This is a genomic window from Arthrobacter sp. NPDC058097 (assembly GCF_042884885.1).
GTDB lineage: Bacteria > Actinomycetota > Actinomycetes > Actinomycetales > Micrococcaceae > Arthrobacter.
This window is the reverse complement of record NZ_JBHVSZ010000011.1, coordinates 90,444-113,686: the sequence shown is the minus strand read 5'-3', so window position 1 is coordinate 113,686 and position 23,243 is coordinate 90,444. Positions and strand designations below refer to the sequence as shown.

Annotated in this window: 22 protein-coding genes; 5 read left to right on the top strand and 17 right to left on the bottom strand. The window is 66.6% G+C overall.

Annotated features, from left to right (window positions below):
• Nucleotides 1–130: 130 nt before the first annotated feature.
• The gene (locus ACFVTE_RS18710) at nucleotides 131–1,528 is read right to left on the bottom strand and encodes a hypothetical protein (protein WP_387102919.1); all 1,398 of its coding nucleotides are present in this window, start codon (nucleotides 1,526–1,528) and stop codon (nucleotides 131–133) included.
• Between the two features lie 102 nt (nucleotides 1,529–1,630).
• Nucleotides 1,631–2,743, bottom strand: coding sequence for a hypothetical protein (locus ACFVTE_RS18705; protein WP_387102917.1), 1,113 nt, complete (start codon nucleotides 2,741–2,743; stop codon nucleotides 1,631–1,633).
• A 373-nt stretch (nucleotides 2,744–3,116) separates the two neighbouring features.
• Between ACFVTE_RS18705 and ACFVTE_RS18700 the strand changes: the two genes are divergently transcribed.
• Nucleotides 3,117–3,698 carry a hypothetical protein gene (locus ACFVTE_RS18700; protein WP_387102915.1) on the top strand — a complete coding sequence of 194 codons (582 nt, stop codon included), beginning with the start codon at nucleotides 3,117–3,119 and terminating at the stop codon, nucleotides 3,696–3,698.
• A 288-nt stretch (nucleotides 3,699–3,986) separates the two neighbouring features.
• Here ACFVTE_RS18700 and ACFVTE_RS18695 read toward each other — a convergent pair whose 3' ends face one another.
• The gene (locus tag ACFVTE_RS18695) at nucleotides 3,987–4,379 is read right to left on the bottom strand and encodes a nuclear transport factor 2 family protein (RefSeq protein ID WP_387102914.1); all 393 of its coding nucleotides are present in this window, start codon (nucleotides 4,377–4,379) and stop codon (nucleotides 3,987–3,989) included.
• 230 nt (nucleotides 4,380–4,609) lie between these two features.
• Between ACFVTE_RS18695 and ACFVTE_RS18690 the strand changes: the two genes are divergently transcribed.
• The 3 genes from ACFVTE_RS18690 (at nucleotide 4,610) to ACFVTE_RS18680 (ending at nucleotide 7,777) form a co-directional block, all read left to right on the top strand.
• Nucleotides 4,610–6,742: a phosphocholine-specific phospholipase C gene (locus tag ACFVTE_RS18690; RefSeq protein WP_387102913.1), complete on the top strand. Its 2,133-nt coding sequence runs from the start codon at nucleotides 4,610–4,612 to the stop codon at nucleotides 6,740–6,742.
• A gap of 277 nt (nucleotides 6,743–7,019) precedes the next feature.
• Nucleotides 7,020–7,346: a thioredoxin family protein gene (locus ACFVTE_RS18685; RefSeq protein WP_387102912.1), complete on the top strand. Its 327-nt coding sequence runs from the start codon at nucleotides 7,020–7,022 to the stop codon at nucleotides 7,344–7,346.
• 251 nt (nucleotides 7,347–7,597) lie between these two features.
• A complete protein-coding gene (locus ACFVTE_RS18680) occupies nucleotides 7,598–7,777 on the top strand; it encodes a hypothetical protein (protein WP_387102910.1) in 180 nt (59 codons plus the stop codon).
• Between the two features lie 72 nt (nucleotides 7,778–7,849).
• Here ACFVTE_RS18680 and ACFVTE_RS18675 read toward each other — a convergent pair whose 3' ends face one another.
• The 14 genes from ACFVTE_RS18675 to ACFVTE_RS18610 form a co-directional block, all read right to left on the bottom strand.
• The gene (locus ACFVTE_RS18675; RefSeq protein ID WP_387102908.1) at nucleotides 7,850–8,107 is read right to left on the bottom strand and encodes a hypothetical protein; all 258 of its coding nucleotides are present in this window, start codon (nucleotides 8,105–8,107) and stop codon (nucleotides 7,850–7,852) included.
• 58 nt (nucleotides 8,108–8,165) lie between these two features.
• Nucleotides 8,166–8,843, bottom strand: a complete 678-nt coding sequence (locus ACFVTE_RS18670; protein WP_387102906.1) for a response regulator — start codon at nucleotides 8,841–8,843, stop codon at nucleotides 8,166–8,168.
• Entirely contained in the window at nucleotides 8,840–11,530 is a 2,691-nt protein-coding gene (locus ACFVTE_RS18665) for a DUF4118 domain-containing protein (RefSeq protein ID WP_387102905.1), read from the bottom strand. The genes ACFVTE_RS18670 and ACFVTE_RS18665 overlap by 4 nt, the downstream gene beginning before the upstream one ends.
• Nucleotides 11,531–11,542: 12 nt before the next feature.
• Entirely contained in the window at nucleotides 11,543–12,160 is a 618-nt protein-coding gene (gene kdpC, locus ACFVTE_RS18660; RefSeq protein ID WP_387102903.1) for a K(+)-transporting ATPase subunit C, read from the bottom strand.
• A gap of 8 nt (nucleotides 12,161–12,168) precedes the next feature.
• Complete coding sequence (gene kdpB / locus ACFVTE_RS18655; protein WP_387102901.1) at nucleotides 12,169–14,301, bottom strand: potassium-transporting ATPase subunit KdpB; 2,133 nt, start codon at nucleotides 14,299–14,301, stop codon at nucleotides 12,169–12,171.
• Nucleotides 14,298–15,965 (bottom strand): potassium-transporting ATPase subunit KdpA, encoded by a 1,668-nt coding sequence (gene kdpA, locus ACFVTE_RS18650; RefSeq protein WP_387102899.1) that lies wholly within the window; start codon nucleotides 15,963–15,965, stop codon nucleotides 14,298–14,300. Before kdpA ends, kdpB begins: the two co-directional genes overlap by 4 nt.
• A gap of 7 nt (nucleotides 15,966–15,972) precedes the next feature.
• A complete protein-coding gene (locus tag ACFVTE_RS18645) occupies nucleotides 15,973–16,071 on the bottom strand; it encodes a potassium-transporting ATPase subunit F (protein WP_387102897.1) in 99 nt (32 codons plus the stop codon).
• Complete coding sequence (locus ACFVTE_RS18640) at nucleotides 16,068–16,217, bottom strand: hypothetical protein (RefSeq protein WP_387102895.1); 150 nt, start codon at nucleotides 16,215–16,217, stop codon at nucleotides 16,068–16,070. The genes ACFVTE_RS18645 and ACFVTE_RS18640 overlap by 4 nt, the downstream gene beginning before the upstream one ends.
• Before the next feature lie 167 nt (nucleotides 16,218–16,384).
• The gene (locus tag ACFVTE_RS18635) at nucleotides 16,385–18,364 is read right to left on the bottom strand and encodes an amino acid transporter (protein WP_387102894.1); all 1,980 of its coding nucleotides are present in this window, start codon (nucleotides 18,362–18,364) and stop codon (nucleotides 16,385–16,387) included.
• A 101-nt stretch (nucleotides 18,365–18,465) separates the two neighbouring features.
• A complete protein-coding gene (locus ACFVTE_RS18630; RefSeq protein ID WP_387102892.1) occupies nucleotides 18,466–19,107 on the bottom strand; it encodes a hypothetical protein in 642 nt (213 codons plus the stop codon).
• 233 nt (nucleotides 19,108–19,340) lie between these two features.
• On the bottom strand, nucleotides 19,341–20,051 hold the full coding sequence (locus ACFVTE_RS18625; RefSeq protein ID WP_387102890.1) for a DsbA family protein: 711 nt from the start codon (nucleotides 20,049–20,051) through the stop codon (nucleotides 19,341–19,343).
• Nucleotides 20,051–20,974 carry a cation diffusion facilitator family transporter gene (locus tag ACFVTE_RS18620; protein WP_387102888.1) on the bottom strand — a complete coding sequence of 308 codons (924 nt, stop codon included), beginning with the start codon at nucleotides 20,972–20,974 and terminating at the stop codon, nucleotides 20,051–20,053. The genes ACFVTE_RS18625 and ACFVTE_RS18620 overlap by 1 nt, the downstream gene beginning before the upstream one ends.
• 3 nt (nucleotides 20,975–20,977) lie before the next feature.
• Nucleotides 20,978–21,811, bottom strand: coding sequence for a cation diffusion facilitator family transporter (locus ACFVTE_RS18615; RefSeq protein WP_387102886.1), 834 nt, complete (start codon nucleotides 21,809–21,811; stop codon nucleotides 20,978–20,980).
• The gene (locus tag ACFVTE_RS18610; protein WP_387102884.1) at nucleotides 21,808–22,134 is read right to left on the bottom strand and encodes an ArsR/SmtB family transcription factor; all 327 of its coding nucleotides are present in this window, start codon (nucleotides 22,132–22,134) and stop codon (nucleotides 21,808–21,810) included. The genes ACFVTE_RS18615 and ACFVTE_RS18610 overlap by 4 nt, the downstream gene beginning before the upstream one ends.
• Before the next feature lie 557 nt (nucleotides 22,135–22,691).
• Here ACFVTE_RS18610 and ACFVTE_RS18605 point away from each other — a divergent pair.
• The gene (locus ACFVTE_RS18605; protein WP_387102882.1) at nucleotides 22,692–22,952 is read left to right on the top strand and encodes a hypothetical protein; all 261 of its coding nucleotides are present in this window, start codon (nucleotides 22,692–22,694) and stop codon (nucleotides 22,950–22,952) included.
• Nucleotides 22,953–23,243 lie beyond the last annotated feature (291 nt).

Below are 23,243 nucleotides of genomic sequence, written 5' to 3'. Positions count from 1 at the left end.
AGTAAGTATGTGCAACGGGCCGCCCCAGGCCCCTCTCGGGGGGCTAAGGAATGGGAACCGTCGGGTGAATAGTGGGTAAAGCAGGTGGGGCGGGCCCGGTGGCCCGGGTCCGCCCCACCCCGGATCTCGGTTAGCGGATGATGCGGTAGGCCGAGGTTGCCGTCGCGGTCAGGTACCCGGCGCGGCTGAACGTGACCCGGAGCCGGATCTGCTTGCCGCGGTCCGCGGCCGTCAGCCGGTAGCTGGCCCCGGTGGCCCGGCTGATCGCCGCGCCGTTGCGCAGCCACTGGTAGCCGGTGACCGAGGGCGCAGGTGAAGGCCGCTTCACCACTGCCCTGAGGGTGGAGCCAACCGTGGTGGTGCCGCTGAAGCCCGGGGCTGTCACCGAGGTGAACACCGCCTTGGACACCACGGCGGCCGAGTCACGGTAGGTCGACAGGTACCCGGGCCGGGCAAAGTAGGCCCGCGACCGGATCTGCTTGCCAGTGTCCAGGGAGGTCAGCTTGTAGCTGGAGCCTGTTGCGCCGCTGATGATGACACCGTTGCGAAGCCACCGGTAGGTGACAGCCGTCGGCTTGGGCGCCGGCAGGGTCACCACGGACTTCACGGTGTAACCGGCCGCCACGGTTCCGGAGATCTTCGGCACCACCAGCGAGCCGAAGGCGCCCTGGACTGTGACGGCGGCGGAGGTCGACGCGGCGTCGGAGTAGCCGGACTTTCTGTGTGTTGCCCGGACACTGACCTTCTGCCCCTGGTCCGCGGCCACCTGCTTGTAGGTGCCCGCCGTCGCGCCGGAGATCGGGGATCCGTTGCGCAGCCACTGGAAGGCTGTGCTGTCAGCGGCCGGAACCGGCGCTGCGGCCTTGGCCGTCAGGGTGTAGCCGACGGCGGCCGTGCCGCTGATGCTCGGTGCCGCCACCGAACTGAACGTGCCTTCGGCGGCGCTGATGCTCCACTGTCCGGCGCCGTCCGTGGTCAGCGTCGCCCACGCGGCGACGGGCTTTCCGTTGACCGCGTTCACTGTCGCGGTGGCGAAATCGGCGGACTGCTGCGTGCACACGAAGCCGATGCTATAGGTGTGGTGGGGTGCCGCCGCGGAGGCCATGCTGGCGATGGCGGCATTGGCGCGGTCCCGGAAGCCGTTCTCCAGGGTGCTCGGCGCGGCGAGGTTGCCGTTGGCATCCAGGGACATCTGGAACAGCGGATCCTGGGTGAATGGATACAGCGTCTCCACGCGAACGTCGGAGCCTGCCACAGCAGGGGTCTCGGTGCCCTTGTCGGTCAGGAACACCAGGGCGCCGGACATCGCGTCGGTGACCGGGCACTGCATGTCGGTGGTCAGTTCGGCGGCCGCGAGGTCCGCCGCGGCCCAGGTACCGGTGGTCTTGCTCGAGGAGACGGTCCCGGCGGAGCCTGCCGGGACTGCTGCCTGGGCCGGGACGATGCCGCCGCTCAGCAGCAGGGCCCCGCCCAGTACGGCGGCGGCGGTCTTAGCGCCCCGCGGGAATGAATTGCCTTCGATGGCCATGAGCCTTCTCTTTCATGAATAGTCGCCAAGCCGGCGAGAAGCTGTGAACCGGGTAATGCCCCGTGGCAGGAGGCACGGCGTGGCCGGCCCCCAAGAGTTTCGCTAGTTGGTGTAGCCGGAGGGCTTGCCCTTGGTCCAGTCGCCGGCGTACTCGATGTTCTTGAAGCCGAACTTGGTGATGATGCTCTTGGCTGCCGTGGTCTTCAGCAGTGACGTGACGGTGTTGCGGAGGATGACGCTCTGGCCGTCGGTGGCCGTCTGCACCGAGGTGGGGACCACATTGTAGGTGTCGCGGGCGAACGTGCCAACCGCGCTGGCGGGAACGAGGGCCGGGTTTCCGAACAGCGTTCCCGGCCGGAGCGAGGTTCCGGATGAGGCCGGGTCAACAGCCTTCAGCCCGTCAATGTCTGCCAGCACCTGGCCCGCGGCCGTGGTGTTGCCGGTGGCGCCGTTCTTCTGGGCGATCCACTGGGCGGCGGAGAAGGGGATGATGTCCCCTTCGTTGACCAGCGCTTCGCCGTTGTTTTCCGCCGCCACCTGGTTTTCGGCCGGAATGCACGAGGTGCTCACGGTGATGCCGGCTGCCTTCAGGAAGAAGCTGCGGGTGCCCGAGCTGGCCTGTGGCAGTTTCGGGGTCAGCGTGATGCCGTTGATCACCGGCTTCCCGGCGCCATCGATGCTGACTCCTGCGCCGGCGGTGCAGGTGAAGATGTTCTTGATCTGCTCGGTGGTCAGGTCGAGCGCGACCGTGCTTGCCGAGTCCTTGTACGCCACGCTGACCGCGTCCCGCGCGAACGGAAGGAATGTCAGGTCGTTACCGGCGACGGAGGGCGATGAGGAGGACCGGGCGATGCTGATGTCCTCCGGCGCCAGGGTGAAGGCAGTTCCGGTGGTGTCCTTGTAGACGTGGTTTGCCGGGTTGTGGGCGGCGCTAAGGGCCTTGACGCCGGCGCCGGAACCTGCCGGACGGGACAGCTGCTTGCCGGTTTCCAGCGTGATGGGCCCATTCCCGAAGGCGTTATAGGAGGCCACCGAGCGCAGCGGACCGGCGTTGGTCAGGCCGTTCCAGACGTCCTGGGTGGTATCGGATCCGACGGCGGCATAGGGCCGGCCCGCGGTGGCCGGATCGGCCGAGGCGAGTGTGACGCCCGCGAGCCCAAGAGCTAACACGGAGGCGCTGATGACCCCGGCTTTCTTGAGGGTCTGTGAATTCATGGTGTTCCCCATCTAGGAAGTTCGGTATCTAGGAAGTTCAGGAAATTTGGCGGATCATGGCCTGCCGGCGTCGGGGTGGTGCCGCTGATATGACGCCCGGCTGGTGGCATGGTGCTGGCTCGCCACCGGTGGAGTGAGACCAGAGAAAGTCTGCGGCAGGCCCACCCCGGGCGGCGAAGCCGCAGACAAAGGAACAGCGCACTGCGGGTGAACATCAGTCGACCATCCCGGGAACTCGCGGATGCCACGGCGGCCAGCCCCCATCGCATTGCCTTTCGCCAATGTTCTTGAGCGAATCTTGATCCACGGCTGCGCGAATCTTGATCAGCGGCTGACAGCTTGATCCGGTCAAACTACAGAGGAGACCGGATTGGTGAACGAGCGGATTGCTTTCACGTCCTTCACGAGCCGGTCCGTTCCGGCGGTCGTGCGCTGGAAGGAACGCGAGGCAGAGGTCCTGGCCTCGCTCCCGCAGCCCGCCCACACCCCCAGGCACGCCAACCTGCAGGATCGCCACCACCCCGCAGGACCCGGGCTCCAGTCACAGCCAGTTCCGGCGGTACAGCGCCTCACCAGGAGATTGCCCGGCGTCGCCGAGCCGCTTACCGTGTGGCGCCTGGTGTCAGGAAACCACAGGGAGCTCGGCCGCGGTGCAGGCTCCTTCGACACCCACGCCATGGCGGTCACGCACGCGCAGTTCCTCATCAACGAGGCGAACCGGCTAACTGTCAGCTTCGTCCGCCATGCCGGGACAGGAAAGATCGGCTGGTACGCGGGACTGGAATCCCGCCCCCTGCTCTTGGCCCCGTCGTGGTACGGCACAGCCCGGGATTGCGAGCGCACAGCGGCCACGGCCCTCCTGGCGCTGCAGGACGCCGCCATCAGTGGCTCGGTGGTCAAATACGGGCCCCGGTACGACATCGATCATTCGCCGATGGTTCAGCCTGTGTTCTAGCCGTTGCCGCAACGGCGTGTTCTCTCAGATTGCAAGGCACCGCGGTACACGCCGAGCCTGAGTTGAACGTGGCGTACTTCTTGAAAACCGGTTCACGGCCATCGGCCGCGTCCGGCCCGGGCTGGGTCCGCCGCTGCCGCATGGGGTTCGCCCGGGGTGGTGCCGGAAATGCCGGGCTCCCGGACCTGCGCGCGTCACCGGCTGACGGTCGTCGGAGCAACCTCGCCCGATCTCTGGTTTGAGGAAGACCCACCTATTCGAAGGACCGGCTGGGTTTTCTGGCTCGGGTTACTCCCAGAAGGCGTCTGCCTGGGCTGTGTCGTCGAAGAACTCCCGGCCCTCGCTGATCTTTCCGTCGCGGACTTGGAACGTCAGGGCGGCATCGGTATCCAGGGTCTTGCCGTTGTTCTCAGCGTGGTTATGCTGCAGCCCGACAATGTGGTTGTCTCCGCCGATGATCTCCTGAATTGTCACGTTGAAGGTTCCGTTGGATCGCGTGGCCAGTTCGCCGAAATAGCCTAGGACGGCGTCACGCCCCTGCTTGGTCCCGGACAGCACACCGGTTCCCGCGACATGCCAGACTGCATCCTCGGCGAACATTTCGCGGAGTGTTGACATGTCACCGGCTTGGAAGGCCTTGTAGCCGCCCCGAATTAGTTCAACATCTTCCTGGGTTCCCATTTTCCGGACCTCTCCGTCTCCATTGTCGGAACACTCTCGGACGGCTAAAGGGTAGTCCTGACACATGCGCCTGTCGATGTAGTTTTGGTAGCGGACAGCCCGGCGTGCTCCGCATCGGTTCTCGTGTTTGGGTGGCGTGCCCTAGCAGTTTCCCGGCGCGCCACTGCGCCTTCACCCGTGCGCCCTAGCTTGAGCGGTGGCAACAACACCCCATGAAAGGCGCCCATTAGATGTCCCCTCTCGTCCCCCGCTCCGAACGCACTGCTACCTCCGGGTTGTCCCGCAGAGGTTTCCTCGGAACTGCAGCGGCGGCGACGGCGCTGGCCGCTACGGGCTCACTGCTCCCGCCATCGGTGCAGGCGGCCATGGCCCAGCCCATCCGGCCCGGCGGGCTCAAGGCAATCAAGCACGTCATCGTGCTCATGCAGGAGAACAGGTCCTTCGACCACTACTTCGGAACACTGCGCGGCGTCCGCGGCTTCGGCGACAAATCGACGCCCCGGCTGCCCGGTGGAAAGTCCATGTTCGAGCAACCTCGTGCCACCGGCGAACCCGTGCTGCCGTTCTCACTGCGCAAGGCCGCCGAACTTGCCGGACGGCCCGGCTCCGATATTCAGTACCTCGGCGCCCTCGACCACTCCTTCAAGGGCACCACGGCGGCATGGAATAACGGCTGGTGCGACAAATGGATTCCCGCCAAGGGACCCTCCACCATGACGTTCTACGAACGGGCGGACCTTCCGCTGCAGTACGAGCTGGCCGACACGTTCACCATCTGCGACGCCTACCACTGCTCTGTGAACGGTTCCACCAACCCGAACCGCAACTACCTGTGGTCCGGCACCACACTCAACGAACCCGGCAGCGCGAGCCGCGCCGTCACCAACGCCGCCTACAGCTACGACCACGCCGGCTACGACTGGACCACCTACCCCGAGCGGCTGGAGGCAGCCGGCGTGTCCTGGCGGATCTACCAGGACTGGGACAACTTCACCGACAACGCCGTCGAGTACTTCAAGACCTTCAAAGACATCGGCCACACCATCCTGGCCTCCGTGGACGGGAACCTTCGCACCACCGAAGAGTTCTACGACCAGCTCGCCGGGAAGACGCCCGCTGAACAGGAACACCTCCTCGCCCAGCTGGCCGAGGGCCGCTCCCGGCTGAATGACGCGGACAGGGCGCTCTTCGACAAGGCCATGTGGCGCGGCGAACCCAACACGCTGCTGGACCGGCTCCGTGCGGACATCTCCGCAGGAACGCTCCCGCAGGTCAGCTGGCTTGTCCCTTCCGCGGCGGACTCGGAGCACCCCAGCGCATCAACCCCCGTCGGCAGCGCAAACTTCGTCTACCGGCTGCTCGACACCGTCGCGAGCAACCCCGACACCTGGGCCGGCACCGCCATCTTCCTGAACTTCGACGAGAACGACGGCTATTTTGACCACGTTCCCCCGCCCGTGCAGCCGCGGCCGGCATCGGGAGAATCGACCGACTGGTTCACCGGGGAGCCGGTCGGGCTGGGGCCCAGGGTCCCCATGACGGTTGTCTCGCCCTGGACCATCGGCGGCTACGTCAGCTCGGAAGTCTTTGACCATACCTCCGTCATCCGCTTCCTGGAACGCTGGACCGGCGTCCAGGAGCCGAACATCGCCCCGTGGCGCCGGGCAGTGTGCGGGGACCTGACGAGCGTCTTCAACTTCGACGCCGCGGGCAAGCCCCCGGTACCGGAACATCCCGGGCCCGTGCCGCCGGCCATCAGTCGCTGGCGTCCCAACCCGCCAGCTAACCAGACGGCCCCCGCGCAGGAACCCGGAACGCGCCCGGCCCGCCCCCTGCCATACAGGCCACGCGTCCAGGCCACCGCCGGTGCAGCCGGGGTCACCCTCGAGCTGGCAAACAGCGGGAAGCAGTCGGCACATTTCATCGCCTATGGCTACGAAGGGGAACTCGCGGAACCCCAGCACGTCGACGTCCTCGGACGGCAGAAAGTCCATGTTCCCGTTCCATCCGGCAGCTTCGACCTGACCGTCCTCGGCCCTAATCGCTTCCAGTACGAGATGAAGGGTTCGACGGCGGGCGCAGCCGCCGGCGTCGGGTTCACCGTCACAGGACGCCACGGGCAGCGCGACGTGGAGCTCGAGCTCAGCAACCACGGCCGGGACACCGTGAGCCTTGAAGCGCGCTCGTTGCAGTACGCCAAAGCGACCGAAAAGCTCACGCTCAAGCCCGGCCAACGAAAGAGACTCGCGTGGCCTGCACCTCATGGCTGGTACGACATCGAACTCACCTCCGTGAACGACACGAGATTCCGACGGCGGGCTACCGGCCGGGAAGAGGACGGCAGCGAGGGCGTCTCGGGCTGACCGCACGCTGCGCGCGGCCTGCCACCGGGAACGCCACGACTCACCGGCAGCCGCCGCGCCGGCCGAGTGGACCAAGAGCAGAACGAACCGCCCAGGGCGGACTTCCGCTTTCCACAGGACGAGGACCACGAGGCCGTGAAGGAAGTTGCCGCCAGGTCTTCGGTCAAGACCGGCTGGACTGCGTCGTTCATCGACTACGTTTACATCTCGCTGTCCAATTCCATGGACTTCAGCCCCCCCGGATACCACGCCGCTTTCCGCGCGGACAAAATCCCCGATGGGGCTGGAGGCCTTTTGGCGGCTTCGTGCTGTTGGCACTGAGTGCCCCAACTCGGATCAAGCACGCAATCGTCTTGAAGACCCGCTGGCCGCCCTGGGCCGCAAGGAGACCAAAGTACACATGCGGCTTCTGAAGACCCTGTCGGACATCAAAGGCAGCGGATTCGCCGGATCACCGACCATCACGGTCGACGGGGCCGACATTTTCCCGACTGGAGCACCGGCAAGTGAACTCGCCTGCCGCGTCTACCAAACGCCCCATGGCCTTGCGGGAACACCAACCATTGACCAGCCAACGGAAGCGCTCAAAAAGCATGGACTCTGAACGCCAGCATGCCTGCAGCTGCTGCGGCAGAACCATGGACCGCAAGAAACTGCACGCCCTTGGCCCAACGCCCACCTACATATGCCGGCGGTGCGGTCTGTGGGTAGCCTTCCGACTTCGGCCCGACCGGCCCGCAGCGGAAAGTTGTAGACTCCGCAGGGCCCCGGCCAGACCGACGACTTAAAGTTGCTTACCTAGGGCTGGGAAACTGCACGGGCGGCCGGTCGATGTCGTGAGTGAAGGAGGTTTCCATGCCAAGACGGGATCAGGAGCAGCATGAAAATCTTCGCGAGCGGCCCGGACCAACGGCCAACCCGGAAGGGAACACGGGGCCCGCCACGGATAAGATCGACGCCTGGGCAGCGGCGATCATTGGTCTGTTGGCACTGTTTGTGCTGATTTACGCCTTGGCAGCATATTTGGGCCGGTAACCGGTAGTGGCCAACTGGATCGCTACCGTTGCCTGCGCAACGATCGCGCCGGGTGGCCGGCCCCGGAGAACTTCACGCCGGCGGGATGCCGCCTCGGGGTTGTTCGGGTGCCTCCCCGTTCCCGACCGTTTCGATCCAGTCGACCGCCGCGTCGGAGAAGAAGAACCCCGAAGGCGTGCTCTGACCGACCCACCATGCGTCGGAGGCTGTTGCCCCGCCGGCGGAGGTGATCTCGTCGACGACCTCCGTTGGTACCGCGTCGCCGTTGTTGTCGATGAGCCACTGCCGTGTGGATGGTTCCAGTCTTGGCCACCATTGTTCGATGCTCATGGCGGGAGTCTGCCACGCCGTTCACCGATGGTCGAGCGCACGCTGGCGTACACCACGCTTAGGGCTGGAATCGGTAGCCGATGCCGGCTTCGGTGAGGAGGTGGCGGGGGTTGCCGGTGTCGGGTTCGAGTTTGCGGCGGAGCTGGGCCATGTAGACGCGGAGGTAGTTGGAGTCTTTGGCGTAGGCCGGTCCCCAGACTTCGGTAAGCAGCTGGCGGTGGGTGATGAGTTTTTCGGGGTTGCGGACCAGGATCTCCAGGACGTTCCACTCGATGGGTGTCAGGCGCACGTCGCTGCCGTCGCGGGTGACGCGGTGTTTGGCCAGGTCGACGGTGAAGTTCTCGGTGGTGACGATCGGCTCGGGCGCTGGCTGGTCGATGGTGCGGCGCAGCAGGGCGCGGAGCCGGGCGAGGAGTTCGTCGGGTCCGAAGGGTTTGGTGAGGTAGTCATCGGCTCCGGCGTCGAGGGCTTCGACCTTGTCGTCGGAGGTGTGCCGGGCGGAGAGCACGAGGATGGGGACGGGGTTCCAGCTCCGGAGTTTACGGATGACGGTGGTGCCGTCGATGTCGGGCAGGCCGAGGTCCAGGATGACCAGGGCCAGGGGGTGCTGTGTTGCGGCGAGGAGCGCGGATTCTCCGTCGGTGGCGGTGGTGACGGTATAGCCGTTGGTTTCGAGCGCGATCTTGAGGACTTTGAGCAGGTGCGGGTCGTCGTCGACGATCAGGACGCCGGTCATGGCCGCTCCGTCCGGGACGGCTGCAGAGGCGTGGCGTGGATTCGTTTGTCAAGGAACGATTGCGGAACCAGGGGTGCCTGTCCGTGCTGGTCTTCGGCGGGTGCGCCGGTGGACAGTGGCAGCCGGATGATCATGGTCAGGCCTCCTCCGGGGGTTTGTTCTGCGGTGAGGGTTCCGCCCATGGCTTCGGTGAATCCCTTGGCCACGGCCAGGCCGAGGCCGACGCCGGTGGCTTGTGGGACGTCGTCGAGGCGTTGGAAGGGCTGGAACATTGCCATCACGCTTTCTGCCGGGACGCCCTGGCCATGATCGATGACACGGAGTTCCCCGGCGGGGCGGCCGTTGAGGTTTTCAGTGCTGAGGCCGCCTGCGGTTCCGACGAGGACGATGTCGGATTCGGGTGCGTATTTGACGGCGTTTTCGACGATGTTGGCGATGACGCGTTCGAGCATCCCGGGGTCGGCGTCGATTTCGGGCATGTTGGGTGGAAGTTCCGTGCGGACCCGGCCGGCCGGGATCGTGTGCAGGGCTGCGGGGAGGACTTCGTACCAGCGCAGCGGTTTCAGGAGCGGCTTGGTGGCGGTGGCGGTGATCCGGGACATGTCCAGGAGGTTCCCGACGAGCAGGTCGAGCCGGTCTGCGCATTCGTCGATGGTCTGGAGCAGTTCGTGCTGCTGGTCGGGGGCGTAGTGCTGGCCTGGTTGAAGCAGCATGCCGGCGGAGAGTTTGATTCCTGCCAGCGGTGTGCGCAGGTCGTGGGATACGGCCCGGAGGATGGAGGTGCGCATCGCGTTGCCTTCGGCGAGGCGGAGGACCTCGCGGCGGCTGGTGGCCAGTTGCTGGCGTTCGAGTTGGGCGGCCAGGTGCACGCCGAACGCTCCGAGCAGGCGCCTGTCGCTAGCTGGCAGGGCGCGGCCGAACAGGATCAGGCGGGTGGCGGCATCGATCTGCTCGGTGTTTTCGGTGCGGTACGCCGCAGGCGCAACGTTCTCCGCCGGCGCCGGGGAAGCCGCGTCGGTTGCGGCGGCGCCGGGGATCTCGCCTGCGCTGGCGAGGAGCTGCCAGTTCGTCGCGGCCCGGGCATCCCGGGTGTCGGTGCCGTAGAGGGCTGCCCCCCGGACGCTGAAGACGTCCAGTGCCTGTTGCAGCAGGCCGGTGACGGTGTCCTCGGAGCTTGCCGCTCCGCGGGTGAGGTCAGAGAGGGTGGTGGCCTCAGCCCGGGCACGGGCGGCTTCCTTGGAGCGGCGGGCGGCAAGGTCGACCACGACGGCGACGGCGGCCGACACGCCGACGAAGACCAGGAGCGCGAGGACGTTCTGGGGATCGCTGATGGTCAGGGTCCCCACCGGCGGCGTGGAGAAATAGTTGACGAGCAGGCTGCTGATGAGCGCGGCGAGGACCGCCGGCCAGAGACCTCCGATGAGCGCCACCGTAACGGCTCCGGTCAGCTGCACCAGGACTGCCGTGGCCACGTTTGGCTCCGGGTTCAGGCCAAGCACCAGCTGGAGCACCACGGGCAGCACGACCGCGAGGATCAAGCCGACCGTCACGCGCGTGCGGCCGAGATCGCGTTCGCGCCGGCGTCCGGTGCCGCGGCCGCCGAGGGGGTGGGTGACCATGTGGACGTCGATATCCCCGGATTCGCGGACCACCCGCATGCCGACGCCACCGCCCAGCAGGCCGCCGAGGATCCCGGCGAGTTTGCCGTGCCGGGATATTCCGACGACGATCTGGGTTGCGTTGACGCTGCGGGCAAAGTCCAGCAGCGCGCTGGCCGGGTCTTCCCCGGCCACGATGTGGTAGCTGCCGCCGAGGTCCTGGATCAGGCGGCGCTGGGCTTCCAGCGCCTGGGGGGATTCGCTGGTGACACCGTCGGCGGCGCGGACGTGCACGGCGAGCAGGTCCCCGCCATTGACCCGGTTCAGGATCCGGGCGCCGCGGCGGATCAGGATCTCACCCTCAGGGCCGCCGGTCAGCCCGATGACAATGCGTTCTCGGGCCGGCCACGTGGCCTGGATGTCGTTCTCGGACCGGTACCGGGCCAGGCCCTCATCGACCCGGTCCGCGAGCCACAGCAGTGCCAGTTCACGCAGGGCGGTGAGGTTGCCGAGGCGGAAGTAGTTCGAGAGTGCGGCGTCGATCTTGTCCGGGGTGTAAATCTTGCCGTCGCCCAGGCGCTGGCGCAGCAGTTCCGGGGAAATGTCCACGAGGTGGATCTGATCGGCCCGGCGCACGACGTCGTCGGGCACCGTTTCGGCCTGCCGCACCTCCGTGATGGAGCCCACGACGTCCCCGAGGGAGGCCAGATGCTGGATGTTGACGGTGGACAGGACGTTGATGCCGGCAGCGAGGAGTTCGTCGACGTCCTCCCAGCGTTTGGCGTGCCGGCTGCCGGGAATGTTGGAATGGGCGTATTCGTCGACGACGGCTGTGGCCGGTGCCCGCTGGAGCACGGCGCCGAGGTCCATTTCCTCGAACTCGGTGCCCCGGTACGGAAGGCGCCGGGGCGGGATGACTTCGAGGCCTTCCAGCAGCGCCCGGGTCTCGGCGCGGCCGTGGTCCATGGCGAACGCGACGACGACGTCCTCGCCGCGCCCTGTGAGGCGGTGTGTTTCCTCAAGCATTTCGTAGGTCTTGCCGACCCCGGGGGCGGCCCCGAGGAAGATCCGCAGCGTTCCGCGTGCCATGCCGTCATTCTTTCACTGGGGACGGCCGGATGACGCCGCGGCGACGTCCAGGTTCAGGGCCGTGACGTTCACCGAGGGCTGCCCCAGGAAGGCCTCCAGCCCGTTGCTGGTGTTCCGGTCGACGAGGGCCTGGACCGTTGCGGTGCTGAGCCGGTGCGCGGCGGCAACCCGCGGCACCTGCAGCCTGGCGTACTGCGGGGAAATGTCAGGGTCGAGCCCGGATCCGCTGGCGGTCACGGCATCGGCCGGAACCTCCGCCAGGGTGACGTTCTCGGCTTTGGCGACGGCGGCCCGGTTGGCTTCGACGGTGTCGAGGAGTTTGGGGTCGTTGGGGCCGAGGTTGGTGGCCGAGGATGACGCCGGGTCCCAGCCGACGGCCGAGGGCCGGGCGTGGAACCATTTCGGGTCCTGGGTGCCGGCGGTATCGGCCTTCGCCTGGGCGAGGAGCGCGGACGCCGCGGGAGCGCCGCCGTCGTCCTTCATGATGGAGCCGTTGGCCTGGTAGGGGGCAAAGAGCTGTCCGACGCCGACGACGGCGGCGGGGTAGGCCAACCCGAGGACCAGGGTGGCCAGGAGCAGGAACCGGGCGGCGGTTCCGGCCTGGCGGAGATAGCCGGTGAGAGTGTTCATGGGGTTTCCTAGCCGATGCCGGGGATAAGGGAGAGGACCAGGTCGATGATTTTGATGCCGATGAACGGGGCTATGAGCCCGCCCAGGCCGTAGATCAGCAGGTTCCGGCCCAGGGCCTGGTTGGCAGAGACGGCACGGTATGTGACGCCGCGCAGCGCCAGGGGCACCAGGGCGATGATGATCAGGGCGTTGAAGATCACCGCGGAGAGGATGGCCGAGGACGGGCTGGCCAGGCCCATGATGTTCAGCAGCCCGAGCCCGGGGAAGGTGGCGGTGAACAGGGCGGGGACGATGGCGAAGTACTTGGCCACGTCGTTGGCCACGGAGAAAGTGGTGAGCGCGCCGCGGGTGATCAGCAGCTGTTTGCCGATGCCGACAATGTTGATCAGTTTGGTGGGGTCGGAGTCGAGGTCCACCATGTTTGCGGCTTCCTTCGCCGCGGGGGTGCCGGAGTTCATGGCGACGCCGACGTCGGCGGCGGCCAGGGCGGGGGCGTCATTGGTGCCGTCGCCGGTCATGGCGACCAGCCGCCCGGCGGCCTGTTCCTTCTTGATGACGGCGAGTTTGTCCTCGGGGGTGGCCTCGGCCACGAAGTCATCGACGCCGGCCTCGGCGGCGATCGCCTTGGCGGTGACGGGGTTGTCGCCGGTGATCATGACGGTGCGGATGCCCATTTTTCGCAGCTCGGCGAAGCGGGCGTGCATGCCGGGTTTGACGACGTCGGCCAGGTGGATGGTGCCCAGGATCCGGGCGCCGTCACCGGTGGCCGACGCGACGAGCAGGGGCGTGCCGCCCTGTGCTGAGATTTCCTGCACCCGGTGGCTCACTTCGGCCGGGGTGCGGCCGCCCAGACCGGTGACAAACGCGGCGAGGGCGGTGGCGGCGCCTTTGCGGATCATCCGGCCGTCCAGGTCCAGGCCACTCATGCGGGTGCTGGCGGTGAACGGGACCACGGTAAGGTGGCCGGTACCGCCTTCGAGCGCGGTCAGGTCCGGCCCGGTCACGCCTTTCTCGGCGGCGAGGTCCACGACGGAGCGCCCTTCGGGGGTGTCGTCGGCCAGGCTGGACAGCCGGGCCGCTTCGATCAGCTCTTCGCGGTCGACGTCGTTGGCGGGGAAGAAGTTGACGGCGCGGCGGTTGCCGTAGGTGATGGTCCCGGTCTTATCCAGCAGCAGCGTGGTGATGTCGCCGGCGGTTTCTACGGCCCGCCCGGAGGTGGCCAGGACATTGTGCTGGACGAGCCGGTCCATCCCGGCGATGCCGATCGCCGGGACCAGGGCGCCGATGGTGGTGGGGATCAGGCACACCAGCAGCGCGACCAGGACGATCGGTGACGGCGTGGCGCCGGCCAGGGAGGCGAAGGGTGCCAGGGACATGGTGACGGCCAGGAAGACAATGGTCAGGGAGACCAGCAGGACGTGGAGGGCGATTTCGTTGGGTGTCTTTTGCCGGACGGCGCCTTCGACGAGTTTGATCATCCTGTCGATGAAGGTCTGTCCGGGTTCGGCGGTGATGCGGATGACGATCCGGTCCGAGAGGACCCTGGTGCCGCCGGTGACCGAGGACCGGTCCCCACCGGACTCCCGGATCACCGGAGCCGATTCTCCGGTGATGGTCGATTCGTCGACGCTGGCCAGGCCCTCAATGATTTCGCCGTCCGAGGGGATGACATCCCCTGCCTCGCAAATGACGACGTCGTTCAGGCGCAGTTCCGTGCCGGGCACCTCTTTGGTGGTGCCGCCTGGCATCCTGAGCCGGGCCTGGACGCCCTTGCGGCTGGCCCGGAGGCTGTCCGCCTGGGCCTTGCCGCGGCCTTCGGCGATGGCTTCGGAGAGCGTTCCGAACAGGACCGTCAGCCACAACCAGGCCGTGACGGCGATGCCGAACACCGAGGGCCTGAGCACCGAGATCGCCGTGCACAGGGCAGCGCCGACCAGGACGGTAAACATGACCGGGGAATGGATCATCTGGCCCGGGGCGAGTTTCCGGACGGCCACGGGCAGGGCCGCGGCCACCGACGCTGCGGTGAGTTTGGCCGGGGCCTTGGTGTGGTGCTTGTGTTCGCCGGGGGTGCCGAGGGGGTTGCCGTCCGCGTAGGTCTGGGCGGCCGTGTCCGCGGCCAACGTGGTGGTGCGGGTCATGTCAGGAGTCCTTCTGCGAGGGGGCCCAGGGCGAGGGCCGGGAAGTAGCTCAGGGCGGTCAGGATGACCGTCACGCCGAGCAGCAGCGAGCCGAACAGCGGCCCGTGGGTGGGCACGGTCCCGGCGGAGGCCGGGACCTTTCCCTGCCGGGCGAGCGAACCGGCCAGGGCGAGGACCAGCACGATCGGCAGGAACCGGCCCAGCAGCATGGCAACACCGAGCATGGCCGAAAGATACGGGCCGGAGGTGGTGATGCCGCCGAACGCGGAGCCGTTGTTGTTCGCCCCGGAGGTAAAGGCATACAGCACTTCACTGAACCGGTGCGGCCCTGTCGCGGGTGCATTGGCCATGACGTCCGGCAGCAGCACGGTGATGCCGGCCAGAGCCAGCACCAGGACCGGGGTGACCAGGATGTACATGGCGGTGAGCTTCATCTCCGTCGGGCCGATCTTCTTGCCCAGATACTCCGGTGTCCGGCCGACCATGAGACCGGCGATGAACACGGAGATGATCGACAGGATCAGCAGCCCGTAGAGCCCGGAGCCGGTTCCGCCGGGGGCGACTTCGCCGAGCATCATGTTGACCATCGCCGCCCCGCCGGCCAGCGGAGGCAGGGAATCATGGGCGACGTTGACCGCGCCGGTGGACGTGAGCGTGGTGGACGCGGCAAAGATCGCGCTCGGCGCCGGACCGAACCGCTGTTCGAAGCCTTCACCGAGACCGCCGGCGGCCGCGGTGGCTGTCCCCTGCGCGGCGGCGACGGCCCACCCGGTCAGGGCGGTGGAGGCCAGCCACAGGGCGCCCATGACGGCGGCGACCATGTAACCCTGGCGCCGGTCCCCGACCATCCGGCCGTAGGCGTAGGGCAGGGCGGACGGGACCAGCAGGAGCAGGAAGACCTGGAACAGGCTGATGAAAACGCTGGGGTTCTCGAACGGGTGGGCGGAGTTGGCGTTGAAATAGCCGCCCCCGTTGGTGCCCACGATCTTGATCGCTTCCTGGGAAGCCACCGGGCCGCCCGGAATCACCTGGGTGACCCCGGTCGCGGTATTGCTGACTTCGGTGGGCCCGAAGTTCTGCACCACACCGCCCAGGACCATCACCACGGCGGCGATGCCGGCCAGCGGAAGCAGGACCCGGAAGGAGGTCCTGGCCAGGTCGACCCAGAAGTTACCCAGCCGGTCGGTCCCGGTCCGGGCGATGCCGCGGATCAGGGCGACCGCGACGACGATCCCCACCGCGGCGGACAGAAAATTCTGCACCGCAAGCGCGAGCATCTGTACCAGGATGCCGAACGTGGTTTCGGGTATGTAGGTCTGCCAGTTGGTGTTGGTGACAAAGGAGATGGCCGTGTTCATGGCCACCCACGGGTCAACGCCGGCCAGGGACCCGGCGCCTGGCAGCAGGCCCTGGAGACGCTGCAGCCCGAACACCGCCAGGATGGACACGGCGGAGAAAACCAGCACGCTGCGCAGGTAAACGGACCAGGTCTGTTCGGCTTCGGCGTCCACACCTGCCAGCCGGTAGAACAGCCGTTCCGGCCGTGTCATGGATTTGCCGTCGAAGACCCGTGCCAAGTAGACGCCCAACGGCTTATGCACGGCGGCCAGGGCCAGAACGAGCGCCGAGACCTGGATGACGAAGGATGCCGTATTGAAGGTCATGATCCGCTCACCACTTCCCGGGATGGATCAGGGCCGCCAGCAGGTACCCGAACAGGCACAGCCCCGCGATCAGCAGGACCAGCCACATGATCGCGTCGGGGCTCATCGCCCGGCCTCCGCCGGGTCAGCGCTGCTCCTCCCGGCACCACTGGGCATTCCGGCGCCATTGAGCATTCCGGTCAGGAGCTGACCGATCCACATCACGAATCCCATGGAGAGCATGAGGATTCCGATCACAGCCACATCGGCCATTGCAGGTTTCCTTTCGACTGCACCCCGGATGCGGGGCTACTCCCAGTCAAGTCCCGGAAAACCTGGGCCAGCGCGTTCCTGACGAATCCTTAATGCACCGGGCCGGAATATTGATGCGGTCTTAACGCGCACGCGGATTTCGGGCCGTTTATGGCGGCCGCGGGCGGTCAGCCGACGTGGACCCAGGGCCGCCTGGTGACGTCGGGTTCTGCTTCGCGGAGGACTTCGCGGGTGACCGGGGCGATCTCGCCCTCTCCGAGAAACAGGAACTTCAGCAGGTTCACCACGGGGTTGCCTTCGGTCCAGCGGAAGTAGATGTGCGGCATCAGCCCGGTGACGTCCCGGATGTGCAGGAGCACGGAAGCGATGGTGTTGGGCACGACGGGTCCGTGCACCTCCAAAATCCGGTAGCCGTGCCGGACGATGCCGCGGACCTCCAGTGCCGTTTCAAAATCGGAGGAATCATCGACGACCACTTCCAGGAACAAGGCCTGCTGCTGGTCCACAGGGAGGTGGCTGACCTCGATCGCCGAGGTCAGCTTGTCCCGGTAGGCTTCGGGGCTCATGCGCAGCGGTTCGTGGGAAATGAGGGCAAGTGGCCCGTCCAGCACCTCGGACATGAATTCCAGGGCCTGCCGGTCCAGGTGGACGTGGGTAGCGTGCAGTTCGAAGGACCGCTTGATCCGGGACAGCAGCGAGATCACGATGATGCCGGCGATGAAGAACGAGGCGATCCGGATGCCTTCGGGGCGTTCAAAGATGTTGGCCACGGTGGTGTAAATGAAGACTATGGCGATGGCTCCGAAGCCGATCGTGCGTCCGCGTTGCTGGCGGCGCCTGGCCGACAGCGTGACCGCGACCGCCGCTGAGGTCATCAGCACCAACACGCCGGTGGCGTAGGCACCGCCTTGGGCGTCGACGTCGGCGTCGAACAGGACGGTGACCAGGAACCCGATCAGCGTGAACACCAGCACCAGCGGCCGGACAGCTTTGGCCCATCCAGGGGCCATGCCGTAGCGGGGAAGGTAGCGGGGCACGAGGTTCAGCAGCCCGGCCATGGCCGAGGCGCCGGCGAACCAGAGGATGGCGATGGTGCTCAGGTCATAGACGGTTCCGAACCCGTTGCCCAGGTATTCATGGGCCAGGAACGCCAAAGCGCGGCCGTTGGCCTGCCCGCCGGGTTCGAACTCCCGGGCGGGGATCAGCACCACGGTGGTGAAGCTCGTGGTGACCAGGAAGGAGCTCATGATGACAGCCGCTGTGGTCAGCAGCCTGCGGGCTCCGTGGATTCTGCCGGCCGGGTTGTCTTCGGTGTCGCTGCGCCGTCCCTGGATCTGCGGCATCACCGCAACGCCGGTTTCGAAGCCGGACAGGCCCAGGGCCAGCTTCGGGAAGACCAGCAGGGCAATGCCGACCACCATAAGGGGGTTTCCGTGCGACGTGGTCAAAGCCAGCCACCAGTCCCCCACGGCCGCCGGATGGATCAGGGCCTCGAAAACGGTGACAACCACGACAACCACGTTCAGTCCCAGATAGATGGCGACCAGGGCCACGGCGACGCCGATGGCTTCCTTGAAGCCGCGCAGGAACACTGCCGCCAACAGCGCCAGCAGGAACAGCGTGATGACGACGTTCTGCCCCTGCATCCAGCCCGGCACGAACGGATTTTGAATCGCGTGGGCCGTCGCGTCGGCGGCCGAGAGGGTCATGGTGATCATGAAGTCCGTGGCAGCAAAGCCCAGCAGCACCAGAACCAGGAGCTTGCCGCCCCACCGGGGCAGGAGCTTCTCCAGCATCGCAATGGAACCCTCACCGCGCGGGCTTTCACCGGCAACCCTGCGGTACACAGGGAGGGCACCCAGCAGGGTCACCGCTACCAGCACCAGCGTCGCCAGCGGGGAAATCACACCCGCAGCCAAAGCAGCGATGGCAGGCTGGTAACCCAGCGTGGAGAAATAATCGACACCGGTCAGGCACATCACCTGCCACCAGGAATGCTTCTTCAAATGGGCATCACCCACCGCGCCCGGGCCCTGATGAATCCCCTTAGCGTCCTGCAGGCCGAACAGCAGCCACTTCCTGAACCTCTCCCCCGCGGCAGGGCGCAGGTCCGAAGGTTCAACCGGCGGCCGGCTCAATGTCGTCATTTTTCTGCCTCTCTCAGCGCAGTCCACAGCGCCGCGCTCACTGCGAAGCTAACACCGGCCAGCCGCACCACACCCGGCGCCGGGCCAATCCTTACGGATCCTTAACGCGTGGCCCCGGAGGGAGGGACTTCAACGTAAAGGATGTGCCCGACGACGACCGGCAGGTACCAGTGCCTGCGGTGCCGTACCGGCCGATACACGTGTCCAAAAGGATCCCGCACGCGGGCACGTTCCAGCCGCACCGGGCCCGAGAGCAGACGGTCGACTCCCTGGAGGTCAGGGACCCGGGTTTGGCCGCCGTCGATCTCAACGTTCCATGCCCCATCACCGGTCCCTTCCCCGGCGCCAACGGCGGTTGCTCGTTCAAGGGCGAGGCACTCGAAGAGGTCCAGCAGCAGCTGCTCGCGCGTTCCGGGGAAGAACCGCTGGAGCCGGTGCGCCTTGCTGTGCACTGTGAGGGAGGCATGCCATGCCTGGCGGAGCCAGTGGAACTCCACCGGTCCGAGATCCGGCCCCAGGACAACGCGGCGGTGCGGACCCAGCGCCAGGCGGAAGTCCGTTCCGCAGCGGTCGACGATACTCCTGGCCTCCTCCACGTATTCAAACGCCGCGCACAGATCCTGTTCCGACGGGTGATACGTGAAGTTACCGCCGTCATCAACGGCAATGAAATCCCGGGATCTGCCAGCAGGCACCGGATGGCCTTTGGCGGTGTTGGCCGGCAGCCGGGGCGTGACGTTCATTTTTGTCCTGCTCCTATGGAGAACGGCCCCGCGTCCGGTGTCCGCGACGGCCTCTTCCTCCATGACATCACCGGCAGGTCCGCCCGGTGGCTGGCTTAACGCTTTCCATACGCTCACCGGCCGGAAATTAACGCTCCCCTAACGCTGTCCGGTAATCAGGGGAACTAGGCAGCGTGGGTCCCGCGGCCACCCAACCACCCCAGGGCCCGCTCCCCAGCGGGAGCGGGTGGCGTTTACTTGGCGCCGTCTTCGAGGAGTTGCCGGAACTGCTCTTCCGTGTTCAGGGTGAGTTTTTCTCCGTTGAGAAAGAACGTCGGCGTTCCGGTGACGCCGAGGGCCTTGCCGTCGGCGATATCCTTGCGGATGCGGTCCTTGGTGGCCTCCGCCTCAACCGCGGCATCGTACTTAGCCATATCCAGCCCGAGTTCCTGCGCGTAGGCGCGGAACACGGCGGCCTGCGAGTCCTGCTTCTCGCCCCACTGCGGCTGGGTGCTGAACATCTTCGCGTACATCTGCTGGTATTTGCCCTGCTGGGCGGCGGCTTCCACGGCGAGGGCGGCGGTCCCGTAGTTCCAGTGGCCGGGCAGCGGGAAATAGCGGTTGACGAACGTGATCCGGTCCCCGTACTCCTTCTTCAGTTCCTCCACCAGAGGCACGGCGGCCCGGCAGGATTCGCATTCGAAGTCCAGGAACTCCACCAGCTGTGCTTTTTCGGTGGCGGGAGTGGTGACGCGGTGGCTGTCCTCCCGGACGAGCTGCGCGTCAGCAGCCGGCGCCGCCGCGGTGGTAGCGGGCTTCGCGGCCGTCAACACGGCGTACCCGATCACGCCGGCGGCGACGATGAAGGCGAGCAGGCCCCAGAGAACGGTGCGGACTTTCTTGGCGGTGTCGGCGCGCTTGGTGGCAGCTGTAGGTCTGGTTGTGGCCGGCGGAGCTGGGGTCATCAGTGGGGCAGGCTTTCCTGGTCGCGGTGGGCGGCGGGTTCAATCTGGAAGGTGGAATGTTCGACGCTGACGTCAAAGTGTTCGGCGACGCAGCGCTGAAGGTCCGCGAGGATGGTGCCGGAGTGGCCGTCCCGCATGCACATGTCCTGAACGGTGACGTGGGCGGAGAGGACCGGGGTGCCGGAGCCGACGAGGGAAGCGTGCAGGTCGTGGACGTCGATGACGTGGGGCAGGGCGAGGATGTGTTCGCGGACCTTGGCCATGTCCAGGCCGCGGGGCACGGTTTCCATCAGCACGTCGGTGGTGTCGCGCAGCAGCTTCAGGGTGCGGGGAATGATCAGCGCGCCGATCAGCAGGGACACGACCGCGTCGGCCCGGGTCCAGCCGGTGAGGGCGATGATGACCGCTGCGGCGATGACGGCCACCGAGCCGAGGGCGTCGTTGAGGACCTCGAGGAATGCGGCCTTCATGTTGAAGTTGTGGTGCCGGCCCGAGGCGAGCACCAGCAGGCCGACGGCGTTGCCGGCCAGGCCGATGATGCCGAACCACAGCATGGTGGATCCGCCGACCTCTGGGGGCTCGACGAGCCGGCGGATGCCTTCGACGATGACGAATCCGCCCACGCCAAGCAGCAGGGCCGCCTGCCCGGCTGCGGCGACGATTTCGGCGCGCTTGTACCCCCAGGTGCGCTTGAGCGTGGGAGGCTTCAGCGCCAGCGACGCGGCAATCAGTGCGATCAGCAGCCCGGCCGAGTCCGTGAACATGTGCCCGGCATCGGCCAGCAGTGCCAGGCTGCCCGTCAGCAGGGAGCCGATGATTTCGGCGACCATCACCGCGAAGGTGATAGCGAAGACTATGATCAGTTTGCCGCGCTGGCCGGCGGCACTGCCGGCGCCGTGGGAATGGTCGTGCCCGCTGCCCATTAATCAGTCCTTCGGGCGGATGTTCAGCGTCAGGGTCTGTGGAGGGGTCTCCGGTTCGCACCCGGCGCAACAGCCGGCGTTGGCCGGCCCGGTACTGCTGTGTGTGGTCAGGGGCTGCTCCGAAAGGATTCGCACCGCGGGTTCCGTTCCAGCCGGCGCCGGCCCGCAGCAGTCGTCCGTCCCGGTACAATGTCCGTCAGCGGCGGCGCCGGGGACGGTGCAGCAGACGTCCCCGCGCCAGGCGTTGATACCTTCCCGGACGGCGATCGCCGCAATCACCAGTGCCGCGCCGGCGTCTGCCCACCACCACCCCAGCGTGCTGTTCAGGACCAGCCCGGCCAGCAGCACCGCGGACAGGTAGGTGCACAGCAGTGTCTGCTTCGAGTCAGCCACCGCCGTTCTGGAACCGAGTTCGCGGCCCGCGCGGCGCTGCGCCCAGGACAGCACCGGCATGATCACCAGGCTCAGGGCCGCAATCACAATTCCCGGGGTAGAGTGCTGCGCCTCTCCTCCGCCGGTGAGTGACCGGACCGCGTCGACAGTGACGAACGCGGCGAGGGCGAAGAAGGACACCGCGATGATCCGCAGCGTCAGATGCTCACGCCGTTCCGGATCCTTTGCCGAAAACTGCCAGGACAGCGCCAGCGCGGACGCCACCTCGATCACCGAATCCAAGCCGAATCCGATCAGCGCCGAGGAGTCGGCAACGCCGCCGGCCCAGAGGGAGACCACCGCTTCGATGAGGTTGTAGGTGATGGTCGCGGCCGCGAACAGCCGGATCCTCAGGGTGAGGACAGCCCGGCGTTCCGCCGCCGGTGCAGGGATGGCGGCGCTCATGCCAGGCACGTCCCGTCCGGGGCGCAACACGCCGGATCCACCGCAAGCACCACACCGATCAGGTCCTTCACCGCATGCCCCAGCCTGGCGTCCGCCAGCTCATACCGGGTCCGCCGCCCGTCCGGGACCGCAACCACCAAGCCACAGCCGCGCAGACATGTGAGGTGATTAGACATGCTCTGCCGTGACACGCCGATGGCATCGGCCAGGTCAGACGGATATGACGGTGCGTCGGACAGGGCCAGCAGCACTCTGGCCCTGGTCGGGTCAGAAACGGCGTAACCGAACCGCGCGAGGACCGGGGCGTGCGTGAGGGTTTCCATTAATCCAAAGTACAGTCACTGATGTATTCATGCAATCCTGTACTGAGGCCCGCCATTTTCCGGTTGAGGCCTGAAAGAGCACGGCGCTGCGGCCTATGGGTGGCCCTGCGGCCACGGATCAAACCCCGCAATTGACCCCTCCCCGCACTAACTCCTCACGTCCCCAACGTGCCTCCCAACATCGATCGACCCTGATCAGCTCAAACGATCCCGGGGGGCAGATAATCCGGCTGACCTCGACCTCGGCGCTGCGAACCTTCGAGCTGCGCCGGGACCCGCTGTCCGAGCAGTGGCTGCTGGCCGGCATCACGGACGCGGGGACTGCCGCCGCGTAACCCTCTGGGGCTGGCGGCGGTAGCGTGGCTGTCATGACTGAGGACGTACCGGTCTCGCTGCGGCCGCCCGTGCCGTTGGCACTGGCGAGAGCGGTTGAATGGGTGCCGGCCGAGGCGGCGCTTCCCGGCGGCAGCGTCTATGAGCCGAAGTGGGACGGCTTTCCTCACTGGACTTCGTCAAGGTCCCGGCGCGATCTTCGGCATTGAGCCTAGTGTTGGGATATGGCAGAGTCCGCCGAGCTGATTCCCCCGAGGCTACGCCCGCCGTTGGAAGTTGCGCTGGCTAAATCCGTCAAGGGGATGCCCCGGTCCTCTTCGCTGCCCGGGCAAATGCTCTTTGAGCCCAAGGTAGATGGCTACCGGCTCGTTATTTTCAGTGACGCGGAGCGTACGAGCCTGTGGTCCCGTCAGGGCAAGGACCTGACGAAGTACTTCCCCGAACTCTGCTCGGCGATCTTTTCGGCCGTTCCTCCGGTTACCTAGCCCCAGCGAAGCTGCCGGCTACAAGGATGAACTGTTTGAGCCTTTGCATCTGTCAGGCATTGTCAGCCCTTACCTGCGGGTGGTCGAGCAGCAGAGTCTCGGCGCGAACTGCACAAACTGATATGTCAACATCATTCAGGACCACCAAGACGGCTTGATTCAGGGCCGCCTCGGCTCCAAGCGGAGCGCCCAACGAAGGTAGCGAGCCCCGACAGCAATGTGCGGTCATGTCGGCTGCTTCAGCCTCCTTCCCGCTTACTAGCGGAGTGCCGTTTTGCGCCCCTTCAGCGG

What these genes read in the sequence shown, in the direction of transcription:
- ACFVTE_RS18605 (WP_387102882.1), top strand. Translation starts at nt 22,692, where the DNA reads ATGGCAGAGTCCGCCGAGCTGATTCCCCCGAGGCTACGCCCGCCGTTG.
- ACFVTE_RS18610 (WP_387102884.1), bottom strand. Translation starts at nt 22,134, where the DNA reads ATGGAAACCCTCACGCACGCCCCGGTCCTCGCGCGGTTCGGTTACGCC.
- ACFVTE_RS18625 (WP_387102890.1), bottom strand. Translation starts at nt 20,051, where the DNA reads ATGACCCCAGCTCCGCCGGCCACAACCAGACCTACAGCTGCCACCAAG.
- ACFVTE_RS18695 (WP_387102914.1), bottom strand. Translation starts at nt 4,379, where the DNA reads ATGGGAACCCAGGAAGATGTTGAACTAATTCGGGGCGGCTACAAGGCC.
- ACFVTE_RS18690 (WP_387102913.1), top strand. Translation starts at nt 4,610, where the DNA reads ATGTCCCCTCTCGTCCCCCGCTCCGAACGCACTGCTACCTCCGGGTTG.
- ACFVTE_RS18680 (WP_387102910.1), top strand. Translation starts at nt 7,598, where the DNA reads ATGCCAAGACGGGATCAGGAGCAGCATGAAAATCTTCGCGAGCGGCCC.
- ACFVTE_RS18640 (WP_387102895.1), bottom strand. Translation starts at nt 16,217, where the DNA reads ATGGCCGATGTGGCTGTGATCGGAATCCTCATGCTCTCCATGGGATTC.
- ACFVTE_RS18705 (WP_387102917.1), bottom strand. Translation starts at nt 2,743, where the DNA reads ATGAATTCACAGACCCTCAAGAAAGCCGGGGTCATCAGCGCCTCCGTG.
- ACFVTE_RS18620 (WP_387102888.1), bottom strand. Translation starts at nt 20,974, where the DNA reads ATGGGCAGCGGGCACGACCATTCCCACGGCGCCGGCAGTGCCGCCGGC.
- ACFVTE_RS18675 (WP_387102908.1), bottom strand. Translation starts at nt 8,107, where the DNA reads ATGAGCATCGAACAATGGTGGCCAAGACTGGAACCATCCACACGGCAG.
- ACFVTE_RS18670 (WP_387102906.1), bottom strand. Translation starts at nt 8,843, where the DNA reads ATGACCGGCGTCCTGATCGTCGACGACGACCCGCACCTGCTCAAAGTC.
- kdpA (WP_387102899.1), bottom strand. Translation starts at nt 15,965, where the DNA reads ATGACCTTCAATACGGCATCCTTCGTCATCCAGGTCTCGGCGCTCGTT.
- ACFVTE_RS18630 (WP_387102892.1), bottom strand. Translation starts at nt 19,107, where the DNA reads ATGAACGTCACGCCCCGGCTGCCGGCCAACACCGCCAAAGGCCATCCG.
- ACFVTE_RS18665 (WP_387102905.1), bottom strand. Translation starts at nt 11,530, where the DNA reads ATGGCACGCGGAACGCTGCGGATCTTCCTCGGGGCCGCCCCCGGGGTC.
- kdpB (WP_387102901.1), bottom strand. Translation starts at nt 14,301, where the DNA reads ATGACCCGCACCACCACGTTGGCCGCGGACACGGCCGCCCAGACCTAC.
- kdpC (WP_387102903.1), bottom strand. Translation starts at nt 12,160, where the DNA reads ATGAACACTCTCACCGGCTATCTCCGCCAGGCCGGAACCGCCGCCCGG.
- ACFVTE_RS18645 (WP_387102897.1), bottom strand. Translation starts at nt 16,071, where the DNA reads ATGAGCCCCGACGCGATCATGTGGCTGGTCCTGCTGATCGCGGGGCTG.
- ACFVTE_RS18615 (WP_387102886.1), bottom strand. Translation starts at nt 21,811, where the DNA reads ATGAGCGCCGCCATCCCTGCACCGGCGGCGGAACGCCGGGCTGTCCTC.
- ACFVTE_RS18635 (WP_387102894.1), bottom strand. Translation starts at nt 18,364, where the DNA reads ATGACGACATTGAGCCGGCCGCCGGTTGAACCTTCGGACCTGCGCCCT.
- ACFVTE_RS18685 (WP_387102912.1), top strand. Translation starts at nt 7,020, where the DNA reads ATGGGGCTGGAGGCCTTTTGGCGGCTTCGTGCTGTTGGCACTGAGTGC.
- ACFVTE_RS18710 (WP_387102919.1), bottom strand. Translation starts at nt 1,528, where the DNA reads ATGGCCATCGAAGGCAATTCATTCCCGCGGGGCGCTAAGACCGCCGCC.